A 15,163-nucleotide genomic window follows, 5' to 3' on the forward strand; every position below is an offset into this window, starting at 1 on the left:
CACTTCCTTGCTCCTCCTTCTTCGCGCCAAATCCGCTCCGCTGGGTTTTGGCGCGATTCCCGGGGGCTAGGAGCAAAGTCCGTTTCGTTCCGTTTCCGCCTGGCGGCGAAATATCACAAAAAGGAGAGCGCGCTGCGCTCTCCTTTTTACTTTGCATTTTTCTTCCAGTGTGGTATACTGCTGTCAAGACATCCGCGAAGGAGGCATCCGCCATGCGCGCCGAGGAACGCCGTCAAGCCATTTTGGACACCTTAAACCATGCCGGTCACCCTGTCAGCGCCACTGCGCTGGCCCGGCAGTTTTCCGTCAGCCGCCAGGTGGTGGTGGGCGACGTGGCCCTGCTGCGGGCGGCAGGCGCCAGCATTTCCGCCACGCCCCGGGGGTATGTGGTCCTGCGGGAAACCGGCGGTCTCACGCGCCAGGTGGCCTGTCAGCACGATTCCGCCGGCATGGAGGCGGAGCTGAACGCCATCGTGGACCAGGGCTGCACGGTTGTGGATGTCATTGTGGACCACCCCATCTACGGCCAGTTGACCGGCCCGCTGCAGCTGTCCAGCCGGTACGACGTGGGGCAGTTCATGGCCCGGTGCGCCCGCTCTGACGCCCGCCCCCTCTCAGACTTGACCGGCGGCATCCACCTCCATACCCTCTCCTGCCCCGATGAGGCGGCATTCCAGCGGGTCCTGTCCGCTCTGCGGGAGATGTCCGTCCTCCTGGAGGGCTGAGCCCATTCCCGCTAAAGTTCTTTTGAAAAAGACGTTGACAAGACCGGTTTTTACGTGTATATTTTGGTAGACAGGTGTCAAGACACCTGTCTACCATTTTGTATTACAGAAGAAACAGGTGCTTCCTATGGAACATGTAAAAGCTTTTCTCCGGCGCAAAAACATTGTGATTTCCGCCAAGCGGTACGGCATCGACGCTCTGGGCGCCATGGCCCAGGGCCTGTTCTGCTCTCTGCTCATCGGCACCATCATCAAGACCCTGGGGCTCCAGCTGGGTGTCCAATACCTCACGGACATCGGCGCCTACGCCATGAGCGTCTCCGGTCCCGCCATGGCCGTGGCCATCGGCTACGCTTTAAAGGCGGACCCCATGGTGCTGTTCTCCCTGGCCGCCGTGGGCTGGGCCGCCAACGCCGAGGGCGGCGCCGGCGGGCCCTTGGCGGTGCTTATCATCGCCATCATCGCCGCCGAGTGCGGCAAAGCTGTCAGCAAGGAGACAAAGGTGGACATCCTGGTGACCCCCGCCGTCACCATCGTGGTGGGCGTGGCCCTGGCAAAGCTCATCGCGCCGCCCATCGGCTCCGCCGCCAGCGCCTTTGGCATCATCATCGACAACGCCACCAAGCTCCAGCCCTTCTGGATGGGCATTGCCGTCAGCGTGCTGGTGGGTGTGGCTTTGACTCTGCCCATCTCCTCCGCCGCCATCTGCTCCGTGCTGGGGCTGACGGGTCTTGCCGGCGGCGCCGCCGTGGCGGGCTGCTGCGCCCAGATGGTGGGCTTCGCCGTCATGAGCTTCAAGGAAAACCGCTGGGGCGGTCTGGTGAGCCAGGGCCTGGGCACCTCCATGCTGCAGATGCCCAACATCGTGCGAAACCCCCGCATCTGGATCGCCCCTACTCTGGTCTCCGCCATTACCGGCCCCATTGCCACCTGTGTTTTCAAGCTGGAGATGAACGGCGCCCCCATCAACTCCGGCATGGGCACTTGCGGCCTGTGCGGCCAGATCGGCGTGTGGACCGGCTGGCTGGCCCCCAGTGAGGAGGCCATCGCCAAGGGTGCCGCCGCCATCACCCCCACCGGCTTCGACTGGCTGGGCTTGGTGCTCATCTGCTTCGTCCTCCCCGCCATCCTGGCCCCCGCCATCAACCAGGTGTGCCGGAAGCTGGGCTGGGTGAAGGACGGCGACTTGACCCTGGAGTGAGCCTTCACAAACAAACAAATGGCCGCGCCCTGCATGGGCGCGGCTGTTTTTCTTTTATACCAAGTCTCCCTCGCTGTGGTCCCGCAAGGTAAGCTCCCGGAAGATGGCCGCCTCGGCCGCCTCATACTCTCCGGGATTTTTGAACCGCCGCATTTTTTTATTCAAACGGTCCGCGTCCTCAAACAGGTGGATGAGGTAGAACCAGACCTCCCGCATCCGCTGGGCGGCGGTGCCCACCTGTCCGTAAAAGGCCTGGTATTCCCGGTACAGCTCCTGCATGAAGGCCTGCAGCTCCTCCTTCGTGGCGGCGCTTCCGCCCCGCAGCTTCCGGGGCAGCGCCGGGTCCGCCACGGCCCCACGTCCGATCATGACCGCCTCCACCGCCGGAAACCGGGCCTCCAGGGTCCGCACCTCCTCCACGGTCCGCAAATCGCCGTTGTAGCACACGGGATTCCGGCTCCGCTCCAGCGCCCGGGCAAATTCCTCCAGGTGCACCTGTCCCCGGTATTTCTCCTTCTGCACCCGGGGATGGATGGTGAGGCAGGCAATGGGATAGCGGTCATAAATATCCATCAGCGCCTCAAATTCCGCCGGGTCGGAGATACCCAGCCGGGTCTTGACGGACACCGGCAGCTTCACCTTGGAGAACACCTGGTCAAAAAAGCGGTCCAGCTCCGCCGGCTTTGCCAGAAAGCCGGAGCCCTTGCCCTTGGCGGTGACGGTGCCGGAGGGGCACCCCAGGTTCAAATTCACCTCGGTATAGCCCATATCCGCCGCCAGCTCCGCCGCCCACAGGAAATCCGCCGCCCGGCAGGTCATCACCTGGGGCACGGCGGGGAGGCCCGCGTTGTTCTCCGGTCCCACCTCACGGCGGTCCCGGTCTGTCAGGATGTGCTGGTCCGTGGGGGAGAAAAAGGGGATAAAGTAGCGGTCCACACCGCCGAAATACTTGTGCCACACCCTGCGGTACACCGCCCGGGTAATACCGTCCAGGGGGGCGAAATCCATGCGGCGGATCATTTCAGCTTCTCTTCCCACTCCGCCTGGCGGAAGCCCGTCAGCACGAAGCCATCCCCCACCAGAATGGGCCGCTTCACCAGCATGCCGTCGGTGGCCAGGAGGGACAGCTGCTCCTCCTCGCTCATGGCGGGCAGCTTGTCCTTCAGACCCAGAGCCTTGTACTGCAGTCCGCTGGTGTTGAAAAACTTCTTCAAGGGCAATCCGCTGGCCGTCCACCACTGGCGAAGCTCCTCGGCGGTGGGGTTGTCCAGCTTGATGTCCCGCAGGGTATAGGAAACGCCCTGGCTGTCCAGCCAGGCCTTTGCCTTCTGGCAGGTGGTGCACTTGGGATAACATAAAAACAGCATATCATTTTCTCCTTCCGTTATGTGAACAGACTCATCTGGCACGCCTCCTGGGGCGTTTCAAAAGCGGCAAGGTACGCCATGGCCGCCTCCGGCTGGCAGATGACGCCCCGTTTGCCGCACTCCTCCCGCAAAATGGCGGCGAGCTTCTTTTCCCGGGGGCTTGGACACTGGTAGGCGTCCCCAAACGTGCGGATATACCGCTCCCGCATGCCGGGAAAGTGCCGGTCCAGCTGCCGGTAAAAATACTGCCGGTCCCCGTCCCGCAGGGTGACGCCCATACCGAAGTTCACGATGACCTCCACCCCCGCGTCAAAGCAGTAGCCCAGCAGCCCCCGGAGGTTTTCCTCCGTGTCATTGATAAAGGGCAGGATGGGACAAAGCCACACGCCGGTGTGGATACCGCTTTCACGCATGGTCCGCAGCATCTCGAACCGCCGCCGGGTGGTGCAGACGTTGGGCTCCAAAACCCGGCACAGGTCCTCGTCAAGGGTGGTCAGCGTGGTGCACACCACCGTCCTGGCCTGGCCGTTGATGGCCTTGAGCAGCTCCAGGTCCCGCAGGATGAGGTCGGACTTGGTCAGCACCGACACGCCGCAGCCCTGCCGGTAAATGGCCTCCAGGCACCGCCTGGTCAGCCGGGTCTCCGCCTCCAGGGGCAGATAGGGGTCACACATGGAGCCGGTGCCTACCATACAGGGATGCCGCTTCCGCCGCAGGGCATCCTCCAGCAGCTCCGCCGCGTTGACCTTCACCGCCACGTCCTCAAAGGCGTGGTCCATCTGGTAGCAGGTACTGCGGGAATCGCAGTAGATGCACCCGTGGGTGCAGCCCCGGTACACGTTGATGCCGTTGCGGGCGGAGAGGATGCTTTTCGCTTGTACCTCATGCACCGCTGCCGCCTCCCCTCATCAGATAGGACCAGTATAGCAGGATTCCCCGCCGGTGAAAACCCCCAAACAAAGCAGAAAACGCCCCGGAACACGCGTGTTCCGGGGCGCCGGCCTCAATGGCCCTTGTGTTTTTCCCGCCGCTTTTCCCGGCGGAGGGCAAATTGCCGTTCCGCTTCCGCCTCCCGTTCCTCCCGGGAGCGGCGGACACGGGCCGCCTTACCCTGCTCCTGCTGAAGCCTCAGCGCCTGCTGGGCTTTCGTGCCGGTCCCCGTTCTTTGCAGCGACCGTTCGATCTGCCGCCGCATCCGCTTGGGATTGATCCGCCGCTCCGCAGGCCCCTTCTCTTCCATGGATGGGCTGAACCGCAGCCGCCGCCAGTTCTCCAGCAGGTAGGCGTAGATCTCGTAATCCCGGGGCTCGGCGCCAAAGACGATCCGGCAGACCTCATAGGTCCCGCCGCTTCGCCGCTCGTAAAGGCCTACCCAAAAGGGGTCCTCGAACCAGACGGTCAGCTCTGCGTATCCGTGTTCCATGTGCAGTTCCTCCTTAAAAACAGCTGTTCGGAGAACGGACAACCAAGGAGGCAGGTTACTGATCCCCTATTGGGGACGCCCGGACTACCAACCGGGCCGTGTTTTTATCTCCGCCCTTTCATGATACCCGGTCCCAGTGCCGCCGTCAAGCGGCCCCAGTGCCGCGAAACGCCCCGGACCGAAGCCGGTCCGGGGCGCTTTTCAATACATGCTGATGTCCAGGCTCTCGTCGTCCTCGCCTTTTTCGATGGCCCGGATCTCCACGAAATACTTTAGAGTGGGATTCACCTCCACCTGGACCCGGTCGCCCACCTTGTGGCCCATCAAGGCCTTCCCCACCGGGGACTCCTTGCTGATGAGGCCCTTCAGCGCGTCCTGCCGGAGGGTGGTGACGATGCGGATGTCCATTTCCTTTTTCACCATCTCGTTGTAAATGGTGACCTTGTCAAACAGGCTCACGGCATCCTCTTTCGGCTTCACCTGAATGACCTTGGCGGTGCGGATCATCCGCTCCAGATAGCGGATGCGGCTCTCGTTGCGGTTTTTGGCCTGCTTGGCGCACTTGTATTCGTAGTTCTCACTGAGGTCGCCGAAGGCCCTGGCCGTCTGGACCTCCTCGATCAGCTGGGGACGCAGCACCCGCACCCGGTGGTCGATCTCCTCCTGCATTTTTTTAATATCCACCTCTGTCAGCTCATCATACATATACCCATCCTCCTGTCCGTATCCAGAGCAAACGCAGAAAATTACATAAATAATATTCCGGAGCATATAGGAACATCTCTTACGGTTCCGGTTTGTCAGCACGGTTGTATCATAGCTTGCTCCGGCAAGACTTGTCAAGTGCAGTCCTCTCACACGGACGCCAGGTGTTGAAAAAACACCGGCACCCGGCCATTCTCTTCGAAAGTGCTTGCTGAACGAAAAAACACCTGCTACACTATGATACAAACAAAGCAGACAAGGCGGTGACGCATATGGAAGAAGCAAACGGCTGCCGGGTGATCCACACCATGGGCCGGAACAACTGCGGCGGGCGGTGCATCATCCACGCCCACGTGCGGGATGGGAAAATTGAAAAGCTCACAACAGATTCCCAGGAAGCGGCGGGGAACTGCGTGCCTCTGACCGCCTGCGTCCGCGGCATGAATTATCACAAGACCTTTCTGGGCGAGGACCGGCTCCGGTATCCCATGAAGCGGGTAGGCCGGCGGGGCGAGGGGAAGTTCCAGCGCATCAGCTGGGAGGAGGCCACGGACATCATCGCCCGGGAGTGGGTCCGCATCCGGGATACCTACGGCGTCGGCTCCCGCTACGTTAACTATGCCACCGGCATCAGCGCCATGATCAGCGGCAGCACCCTCGCCAAGCGGCTTTTGAAGCTGGGCGGCGGGTATCTGGACTATTACAACAGCTATTCCACCGCCTGCATCACCCAGTCCACCAACCTCATGTACGGCACTGCTGAGACCGGCAACGACCTGGCGGACTGGCTCAACAGCAACCTCATCATCCTCTGGGGCCACAACCCCGTGGAGACGAAATTCGACTGCGAGACCATGTACTACCTCCGCAAGGCCAGGGACAAGGGCATCCCCATCATCGTGGTGGACCCCCGCCGGAACGACACGGCCTTGGCCCTGGGGGCGGAGTGGGTCCCGCTGAAGCCGGCCACAGACGCGGCGCTGATGGACGCCATGGCCTATGTGATCGTGGAGCGGGACCTCCAGGACCAGGACTTCCTGGACCGCTGCTGCGTGGGCTTCGACAAGGCCCATATGCCGGCGGGCGTGGACCCGTCGGAGTGCTATCTCTCCTACCTCACCGGCGAAACCGACGGCGTGCCCAAGACGCCGGAGTGGGCCGCGCCCATCACCGGCGTCAGCCCGGATGTCATCCGCTCCCTGGCCGTCCGCTACGCCACCGCCAAGCCGGCGGCTCTCATCCAGGGCTTCGGCGCCCAGCGCCACGCCTACGGCGAGCAGAGCGCCCGGGGCGGCATCCTGCTGGCCTGCATGACGGGCAATGTGGGCGTCAGCGGCGGCTGGGCCTGCGGCAACGGTCTGTGCACCCGGCATCCCTATCCGGGACTGCCCAAGCTCCCCAACCCCTACGGCATGGCCATCCCCACCTACCTGTGGACGGAGGCTGTCCTCCGGGGCCATGAGATGACCGCTTTGGACGGCGTCACCGGGGGAGAACATCTGCAAAGCGACATTAAAATGATCGTGAACCTGGCGGGCAACTGCCTCATCAACCAGCACGGCGACATCAACCGCACCAAGGAGATTTTATCGGACACCTCCAAGTGTGAATTCATTCTGTGCAGCGACCTCTTCATGACCGCCAGCGCCAAATTTGCCGACATCCTGCTGCCGGGGATCTCCTTCCTTGAGGGGGAGAACATCGTCATGCCCTGGCAGTACGGCGACTTTTTGGGCTTTACCAACCAGGTCATCCAGCCGCTGTACGAGAGCCGCTTTGAGTACGACTGGCTCAGCGAGGTGGCGGAGAAGATCGGCCTCGGCCCCCAGTTCACCCAGGGGCGCACCCTGGGCCAGTGGCTGGAGTACTGCTACAACGACCTGCGCAGGAAGGAACCGGAGCTGCCGGAGTACGCCGCTTTCAAAGAATCCGGCGTTTACCGCTACCAGAATAACCCGGGCGTCATCGCCTTCCAAAAGCAGCGCCAAGACCCGGAGAAGTATCCCTTCCCCACCCCTAGCGGCAAGGTGGAGATCTTCTCGGAAAAAATCTACCGGACTACGTTCCGGGACTTTATGCCTGCCATCCCCCGGTATGTGGACCCGCCGGAGGGCCCCAACGACCCCTTGGCGGAAAAGTACCCCCTCCAGCTCATCGGCTGGCACACGAAGCGCCGCTGCCATAGCATCCACGACAACAACCTGGGGATGCACAAGCTGGACCCCCAGTGCCTGTGGATGCATCCGGAGGACGCCGCCAAGCGGAACCTTGCGGACGGGCAGGAGGTGCTGGTCTGGAATGACCGGGGCCGGATGCGGGTTCCCGTGAAGCTGACGGACCGGGTCATGACCGGCGTTGTGGCCCTGTCCCAGGGGGCCTGGTACGACCCGGACCCGGACGGCACGGACCGGGGCGGCTGTATCAATGTGCTGACCTCCCTGCGGCCCACGCCCTATGCCCGGGGCAACGGCCAGCACACGAATCTGGTGGAGGTGGCGGCGGTATGAAACGGCAGGCACCGGATGTATACGTATCCGCCGCCTGGCGGACGCCGGAGCGGACTGCGTCATCCGGCAGGCGGATACAGGCCTGGGGAAACAGCAAGTGCGGGGTTTCATCTCCCACCCCTCCGGTGCCAACTGTATCCGGGAAGGTGAGGAAGTTTGCGTCACATTTCTGGCGGGAGGAGGATACCTGTGACATTTGGTGCTGTGATCTTGGCGGGAGGACACTCCCGCCGGATGGGCCAGTGCAAGGTGAAGCTGGTCATCGGCGGTGAAACGCTGCTAGCCCGCACCGTCCGGCAGCTGGCGGATTTTCCAGAGCTGTGGCTCTCCGCCAACGACCCGGGGCTGGCGGAGGGCTTGCCGGTGCTCCTTGCAGCCGACCGCTATCCAGACGCCGGGCCTTTGGCGGGGATCGAGGCGGCCCTTTCCGCCACGGATACGGATGCGTTGGTGTGCTTCCCCTGCGACCTGCCCAACCTGACGGCGGAGCTGCCCCGACTGCTGGCGGAGCGGTTCTCCCCGGAGCTGGATGCCCTGGTGCTGGCAGACAGCACAGGACGGCTCCACCCCCTGTGCGGCGTCTACCACCGCCGTGCCCTGGCAGCCATCCGGCGCCAGCTGGAGCAGGGACAGCGGCGGGTCCTGGACCTGCTGCCCCATTTGCGGTGGGCCAGCCTGTCCGGTGAGATACCGGACCGGGTGCTTTACAACCTCAACACGCCGGAGGACCTGCTGCGGCTGCAGGCTTCCAAATAGAGGCAGGGGATATCCGCCCTCTCCAGCCGGAAACGCCGGAGGAGCCGCGAGTACGCGATAACACAAGGAGCGATACCTTCCATGATACGGGAAAAGGAGTTTTACAGGACATTTTCGATATTGGCGCTGTCGCTGGCACTGCAAAATTTGCTGACATACAGCGTCAACATGATGGACACCGTGATGCTCGGGCGGTACAGCCAGGACGCCATGAGCGGCGTCAGCCTGTGCAACCAGGTGCAATTCATGCTGCAGATGCTGGTGGAGGGCGCCGGTGAGGGCGCCGTGGTACTGGGCGCTCAATACTGGGGAAAAAACAAGCTGGAGCCCATTCCCCATATCATCGGCTCCGCGCTGCGCTTCGGCGGCGGAATGGCCGTTTTGATGTTTTGCATCGTGCGGCTGGCGCCGCGGCAGCTGCTGGGCCTTTTGTCCAATGAGCCCCTGGTCATTGCGGAGGGTGTCCGCTATTTCCAGATCATCAGCTTCTCTTACATCATTTTTACGGTGACCCGCATTTTGGTGGCGTCCCTGCGGTCCGTGGGGATCGTCAAGCTGGGATATATCATTTCCTTTTCCACGCTGTGCATCAACATTTCTCTGAACTACCTGCTGATTTACGGCAATTGCGGCTTTCCCCAGCTGGGCGTCCGCGGCGCGGCCATCGCCACGCTGGTCTCCCGCATCATGGAGCTGCTGATCGTCATCTACTATTTGAAGTTCCGTGAAAAGCAACTGTGCCTCACACTGAAAAAGCTGGTTTTCATCGACACCAGTTATATCCGGGACTATATGCAGGTCTCACTTCCCGTCCTGCTCAACCAGGCCCAGTGGGGCGCGGCGCAAATGGTACAGACGGGTATTCTCGGACACCTGGGCGGCGATGTAACAGCGGCAAACGCCATCGCCGTGCAGGCTTATCAAGTGCTCTCCGTGGTTGCATACGGTGCCTCGTCGGCGGCCGGCATTGTGGTGGGCAAGACCATTGGCGCCGGGAAGCAGTCAGAACTGAAAAAGCTGGTACATACGCTGGAGGTGCTGTTCGCCGGCATCGGCATTTTGACAGGCCTTGCCATCTTCCTGCTGCGGACGCCGATCCTAACGGTGTTCGGCGGCTCGCTGACAGAGCGCGCCTATCTCCTTTCCATGCAGTTTATGGCCGTGATCGCCCTCACGACTGTGGGGACCTCCTATCAAGTAGCCTGCGACAACGGCATCATCCGGGGCGGCGGTGACACCGCCTTCAGCGCCAAAATGAACCTCATCAGCATGTGGCTCATCATCGTCCCCCTGTCCGCCCTGGCGGCCTTCCGCTGGAATCTGACGCCGGCGGCGGTATTTTTCCTCCTAAAGTGGGACCAACTCTATAAGATCATCCCCGTGGCCATCCGGCTCCACAGCTGGAAATGGGTGCGGGTCGTCACCCGCGGCGGCAGCGAATGTGCCAAGCCGTAAATGCCGCGCAAGCTCCATATAGGCAAAGAAACACCGCCGAAGTCTGAAAGCAGGCTTCGGCGGTGTTTTTGCCCCGGTCAGTTGAGATAGCGCAGGCGTCTGAGAAATTCCCGGTTCTCCGTCTTTTCACAAATGGCATCAATGCCGGAGGAAATCACCCACACGGCCATTCCCCGCGCGGCGCAGGTCACCAGCATATCAATGATCATTTCGTGATGCGCTGTCTCCTGGCCGGCAAACGGAAAAAAGCAGATCAGCAGCTTCGGATTCAGAAGATACCACTTGTAATAGGAAAAGCGCAGCCGCTGGGGCAGCGGCCACGTCCAAAGGGGCTTTTGCAGCGTCTCCCTGTCAAACCACCGGGACGCCTCGTCCAGAATATTCGCTGTGATGCGCCTGGTGTCGATCCACTTGCCCGCCTTGGGAAGCAGGCAGGCGCTCAGATTGTCCAAGGCGGTCAAATTGTCAAACAGAACGCCGTTGGGACGGTCCGGTCGTTCGATCTGGATGCCGATCTCCGTGCCGATCAATTTGGTCAGTTCCCCGTGGGTATACGCGGTCCCGTTCAAGCGGAACGTCCCTCCCAGCCAGCGCTCTCCGCCCAGGAAACAGTTCCGCAGCCGTACCGCTGTACTGTAATTCTCATCCCGCAGGAAGGCGATCTCTCCGCCGCAGATTTGAAAATGCAGCGGCGCCATCCCGGGAAACGCCAAGTCGGATACCTGCAGGACGACCCTGCTCCCGCTGTACTGTCCGGCCTGCTCGACCCCGCCGCCGCGGCATTTCCAGCCAAGGATCTCGTATAGCCTCTCACCGTATTCTTCCGGATAGAGCCGGTAACAGGTCTTTCGGTTTTTGATAACGTCGATCCGGTCAGAGCAGCGGTACATAAACGCCTCATCCAAATCAAACAGAATGACCGCTGTCCCGCGTTCCAGCAGCGGCTGGACGCTCTGCATCAGCTTTTCCAGATCTCTCTGGCGCAAAACCTCGGTAAGCCGGTCCAGGACCAGCAGCTCACTGTTCCAGAGCCACGCGCGGAATACGCACAGCCGGTAATAATCCAGCAAAGAGACTTCCGCCAGGCTCAAGTCCACGGGAATGCGCAGCTCCATCTGCTCCAGCGCCGCCGCGGCCTCCGGACTGTTTAACCGCCGCTCAACCGCTTTCCGCTGCCCCCGGTTCACAGGCTTCACCAGCGCCACGATAAAATCCCACACCGTCAATTCCCTGGACGCAAACCGATACTTGTCCACGATCATGCTGTTTTGCAGGATCCAGCGCTCCAGCGCCTGTCCGCCCACCCGGTGGCCGCAGGAAAAGGCCTTGCCGCTTTTCATGCGGGAGCCGCCTTTGAAGATGTCCAGATAGGCGGTGCCGGAGGTGAGATGGTCGTCCACGTAGATGCCAATACACTCTCCCCGGGAAATGGAGAGCTCAAAGTGATATTCGCAATCCTCCCGCTGAAAGCAGCCGTTCTCAACCCGGATCAGTTCCTCTTTCATGGCGGTTACTCCTCTTGCAGCAACAGCGGCAGCGTCACGCAGCACTCCGTTCCGATGCCTGCCGCGCTGAAGATATGAAGGCCGTAATCCTCCCCGAACATCAGCCGGATGCGGCTGTTGACGTTGCGCAGGGCGATGCCGCCCTTTTGCTGGCCGACCACCGCCTCGGTGCCCTCCGCGAATTGCCTGTTCAGCTGCTCCACCCGTTCATCCGGCATACCGATGCCGTCATCCCGGACCCGCAGGAACAAGGTCTGGTCGCTGTTTTCCACCACGATGCGGACCGTTCCGGGCCCCAGCTTTCCCTCCAGGCCGTGAGAGACCGCGTTTTCCACCAGAGGCTGCAAGATCAGCTTCGGCATCCGCGCTTCCAGCAGCTTTTCATTCTCCAGCTCCAATTCCATCGAGATCTTGTCACCAAAGCGGCACCGCTGGATGGTAAAATAGTTTTCCGTGTTATCCAATTCATCCGAAAACGTCACATATTCCTTCACATTGGAGATGGTATAGCGGAAAAACGTGGCCAGCGCCTCCGTGGTCTCCGCAATATCTTCGCAGTCCGCCAAAAGCGCGTCGGTCCGGATGGCCTCCAGCGCGTTATAGAGAAAATGGGGATTGATCTGGTTTTGCAGTGCCAGATACTCCGCCTGCTTCTGCCGCAGCTTGGTGATCTCCTCGCCATGCAGGCGCTCTTCCATGTCGGCGAAAAAGAGGTCCAGCAGCGGGTCTTTTCCCCAGTCCGTCCGCAAAAACGCATCCAGGTCCCGGTCATTTTGATAACGCCGGAGCGCCTTGTGCAGCTTCCATCCGGTCCGCAGCCACATAGTATCACCTACTTGTATAGTTTCTTATAGTCCGACGGGCTGACGCCGGTGGTCTTTTTAAAAAGCCTGGAGAAGTATTTCAGGTCCCGGTAGCCCACCATCTCGGCCACATCCTGGATCGGCAGCGCATCGCCGCACAGCAGCTCCTTGGATTTGTTGATCCGCAGCTCCGTCAGATAATCCATGAAGTTCTGCCCGGTCTCTTTTTTGAACAGGGTGGAAAAATACGTGGCGTTGAAGCCCACGGCGCTGCTGACATCCTCCAGCCGCAGAGACTCCCGGTAGTGCTGCTGGATGTAGTGCTTGGCCTCGGTAATGGGACGCGTCTCCCGCAGGGACTGTTCATCCCCCAGACGCCGCAGCTCCCGGCTGATGTCCTGGCGCAGCAATTGAAGCACGCTCTGGGCGTCTGCGCAGAGCCAGAACTTCTCCTCCATGTTCTCCGCGAACCGGTCCTCCACCTGACCGCTTTGCTGCATGCCGTACAGGCAGGCCTCCAACACCTGGTCAAACCAATCCTCGATCATCTGGCCGTTCAGATCCGGCAGGGAGAGGACCGTTTGGAAGCACTCATCCAATTCCTGCTCAAAACGTGCCTCTTCCAGACACTCCGCCGCCACCTGGAACCGCTTTTTCTGGGCTGTCTCCATGCAGTACTGCCGGTCAAAGGCCACCTGCTCCGTCTCCGCGTCCCGCCAGGATTGCACCCTGCACAGCCGGTCACGGCAACACCAGAGCGCCTCCCGCATGGAAGTGCTGGCACCCTCAAGGCTGGATTGCCGGCTGCCCAGGCAGATGGTACAGCGGATATACCAAAACAGGTCCCGCTGCTGCTCGATCTCCTTGCGGATCTTTGTGAAGCACTGCTTCACCTCCACCGTCTGATACTCCTGCATGTTCAGAAGCACCGCGATGCCCTCTTTCCGTGCGGCAACGGCATAGGCATCCGTCAGCGTCCGGACCTCCCGCCGGACGATCTCCAGCGCATGGCGCATCATCATCTGATAGCTGTCCTGATATTGGGCGGCTTTGGCGACATCCACTTTCACCAACGCGGCAAAGCAGACCCCCTCTGTAAACTGGAAGCCATAGCCCCCGTACGCCTGGAGCGCGTCCAGGAAAGGCTGCTGCCGCTCCGCGGCGCTCCACAGCGCATCCACCAGCAGTTCCTGCTGCCGCTCGCCGCTTTTTTTCAGCTGGAACTCCAGTGCGGCCTCTTTTCCCAGCTTGTCGCTCAGCCGCAGCAAAATACCGGTGAGCTCCTCCTGCTTGAGAGGCTTGAGCAGGTAATCCTCCACGCCGTATTTCAAAGCGTTCTGCGCATATTCAAATTTCCGGTAGCCGCTGATGATGATAAAATGCAGATCCGGCTGCAAGTCCTTGGCCCGCTGGATCAGCTCGATCCCGCTGCATCCCGGCATCCGGACATCCGTGATCAACAGGTGGGGGCGCTTTTCCCGCACCAGCTCCAGCGCCCGCAGGCCGTCATTGGCCGTGCCGACGATCTCATAGCCCAGACCTTTCCAGTCGATCAGCTTTTGCAGCAGCAGCAGGATCTTATTTTCATCATCCGCCAGAACAACCTTCAGCATGGCCCATTCCTCCGGTTTTTGTACAAAGAAAGGGAAAACGAAGCCGTTTTCCCTTTCTTTTCATTATAATCCTTTGGCCCGAGTTTGCCAAGAGATATTTCGCGCGAATGGATTACTCGTAATCGGCAACGTTGGAAGCGTCGATCCAGACGCTGTCGGTGATGAGGACGTTGCTCTCCAGAGAGCCGCCGTCCAGCAGGGTGACCGCGGCCTCCAGGCCGTTGGCAGCCATAGCGCCGCCGTCCTGGGCCACAGTGCCGGCCATGCGGCCGTCCTTAATGGCCTCGTAGCCGTCGGGCGTGCCGTCCAGGCCGGTGATGACGATGCCGCTGTTGGCACCGGCGGCATTGCCGGCGCCGACGGCCATGCCGTCGTTCTCGCAGACGATAGCGTCCAGATCATACGCGGACAGCCAGCTCTCCACGGTGGCCTGGGCCTTGGCGGTATCCCACTGGCAGTCGGCAGGAGCGACCACCTGGACCATGTCGGGATAGTTGGCCAGGATGTTCTCATAGCCTTCCAGACGGTCCAGCGCGTCAGAGGAGGCAGCGGGACCGGTCAGGATGGCGACATTGCCCTTGCCGCCCAGCAGGTCGGCAACATGCTGCATCTCGTTCTCGCCGGCCTTGACATTGTTGCCGCAGGAAACAGCGGAGATACCGGCGTCCTCCCAGTCCGTGCAGGAAGAGACGATGTTGATGACAACCACGCCCGCATCCGACGCGGCCTTGGCGGCGTCACGCAGGCCATCGGGGTCCACGGGCTCAAACAGGATGGCGTCAAAGCCCTCGGACACGCACTGCTCGATCTGGGTGATCTGGGTGGCGGCGTCCTGGTCAGCGCTCAGGATGGTCAGCTCAACGCCCAGCTCCGCGGCCTTGGCCTCGGCGGCCTCGGTGACGGCGATCTGGAAAGCGTTGGTCTGATGCTGCTGGATCAGAGCGATCTTGTAAGCAGCGGCTTCGGATGCGCCGCTCTCAGCGGGAGCGGCGGGAGCGGTGGTCTCCTTGCTGCCGCAGCCTGCCAGAACAGCCAGTGCCATAGCGGCGGTCAGGAGCATTGCCAGAAACTTTTTCTTGTTCATGATCTATCCTCCAAAAATA

The 15,163-nt window shown here is 61.3% G+C and carries 14 protein-coding genes; 5 read left to right on the forward strand and 9 right to left on the reverse strand.

Annotated elements, in window-relative coordinates:
- The first annotated feature begins 212 nt into the window (after positions 1–212).
- Both ACTQ4R_RS07015 and ACTQ4R_RS07020 read left to right on the forward strand, forming a co-directional pair.
- Positions 213–725 carry a transcription repressor NadR gene (locus ACTQ4R_RS07015; RefSeq protein WP_441627195.1) on the forward strand — a complete coding sequence of 171 codons (513 nt, stop codon included), beginning with the start codon at positions 213–215 and terminating at the stop codon, positions 723–725.
- Between the two features lie 127 nt (positions 726–852).
- Positions 853–1,926 (forward strand): PTS transporter subunit IIC, encoded by a 1,074-nt coding sequence (locus tag ACTQ4R_RS07020; RefSeq protein WP_441627197.1) that lies wholly within the window; start codon positions 853–855, stop codon positions 1,924–1,926.
- A 54-nt stretch (positions 1,927–1,980) separates the two neighbouring features.
- Here the strand turns inward: ACTQ4R_RS07020 and ACTQ4R_RS07025 are convergent, their stop codons facing one another.
- From ACTQ4R_RS07025 to ACTQ4R_RS07045, 5 genes are all read right to left on the reverse strand, one after another.
- Entirely contained in the window at positions 1,981–2,946 is a 966-nt protein-coding gene (locus ACTQ4R_RS07025) for a tRNA dihydrouridine synthase (protein ID WP_441627199.1), read from the reverse strand.
- Positions 2,943–3,293: an arsenate reductase family protein gene (locus ACTQ4R_RS07030; protein ID WP_441627201.1), complete on the reverse strand. Its 351-nt coding sequence runs from the start codon at positions 3,291–3,293 to the stop codon at positions 2,943–2,945. Before ACTQ4R_RS07030 ends, ACTQ4R_RS07025 begins: the two co-directional genes overlap by 4 nt.
- 17 nt (positions 3,294–3,310) lie before the next feature.
- Complete coding sequence (locus ACTQ4R_RS07035) at positions 3,311–4,183, reverse strand: SPL family radical SAM protein (RefSeq protein WP_441627203.1); 873 nt, start codon at positions 4,181–4,183, stop codon at positions 3,311–3,313.
- Between the two features lie 113 nt (positions 4,184–4,296).
- The gene (locus ACTQ4R_RS07040) at positions 4,297–4,716 is read right to left on the reverse strand and encodes a YjdF family protein (protein WP_441627205.1); all 420 of its coding nucleotides are present in this window, start codon (positions 4,714–4,716) and stop codon (positions 4,297–4,299) included.
- Between the two features lie 201 nt (positions 4,717–4,917).
- On the reverse strand, positions 4,918–5,421 hold the full coding sequence (locus ACTQ4R_RS07045) for a GreA/GreB family elongation factor (RefSeq protein ID WP_441627207.1): 504 nt from the start codon (positions 5,419–5,421) through the stop codon (positions 4,918–4,920).
- 263 nt (positions 5,422–5,684) lie between these two features.
- On the opposite strand from ACTQ4R_RS07045, the gene ACTQ4R_RS07050 reads away from it, so the two are divergent.
- From ACTQ4R_RS07050 to ACTQ4R_RS07060, 3 genes are all read left to right on the forward strand, one after another.
- Entirely contained in the window at positions 5,685–7,928 is a 2,244-nt protein-coding gene (locus tag ACTQ4R_RS07050; RefSeq protein WP_441627209.1) for a DMSO/selenate family reductase complex A subunit, read from the forward strand.
- A 189-nt stretch (positions 7,929–8,117) separates the two neighbouring features.
- Positions 8,118–8,684: a molybdenum cofactor guanylyltransferase gene (mobA, locus tag ACTQ4R_RS07055; RefSeq protein WP_441627211.1), complete on the forward strand. Its 567-nt coding sequence runs from the start codon at positions 8,118–8,120 to the stop codon at positions 8,682–8,684.
- Between the two features lie 81 nt (positions 8,685–8,765).
- Entirely contained in the window at positions 8,766–10,139 is a 1,374-nt protein-coding gene (locus tag ACTQ4R_RS07060) for an MATE family efflux transporter (RefSeq protein WP_441627213.1), read from the forward strand.
- Between the two features lie 77 nt (positions 10,140–10,216).
- Here the strand turns inward: ACTQ4R_RS07060 and ACTQ4R_RS07065 are convergent, their stop codons facing one another.
- The 4 genes from ACTQ4R_RS07065 to ACTQ4R_RS07080 all read right to left on the reverse strand — a co-directional run bounded on the left by ACTQ4R_RS07065 (position 10,217) and on the right by ACTQ4R_RS07080 (position 15,144).
- Complete coding sequence (locus tag ACTQ4R_RS07065; RefSeq protein ID WP_441627215.1) at positions 10,217–11,644, reverse strand: hypothetical protein; 1,428 nt, start codon at positions 11,642–11,644, stop codon at positions 10,217–10,219.
- Between the two features lie 5 nt (positions 11,645–11,649).
- Positions 11,650–12,468: a sensor histidine kinase gene (locus ACTQ4R_RS07070; protein WP_441627217.1), complete on the reverse strand. Its 819-nt coding sequence runs from the start codon at positions 12,466–12,468 to the stop codon at positions 11,650–11,652.
- Between the two features lie 8 nt (positions 12,469–12,476).
- Positions 12,477–14,060 (reverse strand): response regulator transcription factor, encoded by a 1,584-nt coding sequence (locus ACTQ4R_RS07075; RefSeq protein ID WP_441627219.1) that lies wholly within the window; start codon positions 14,058–14,060, stop codon positions 12,477–12,479.
- A gap of 112 nt (positions 14,061–14,172) precedes the next feature.
- Positions 14,173–15,144, reverse strand: a complete 972-nt coding sequence (locus tag ACTQ4R_RS07080) for a sugar ABC transporter substrate-binding protein (RefSeq protein ID WP_441627221.1) — start codon at positions 15,142–15,144, stop codon at positions 14,173–14,175.
- Positions 15,145–15,163: the final 19 nt, after the last annotated feature.

Source organism: Dysosmobacter sp. Sow4_B12 (assembly GCF_052116665.1).
GTDB lineage: Bacteria > Bacillota > Clostridia > Oscillospirales > Oscillospiraceae > Oscillibacter.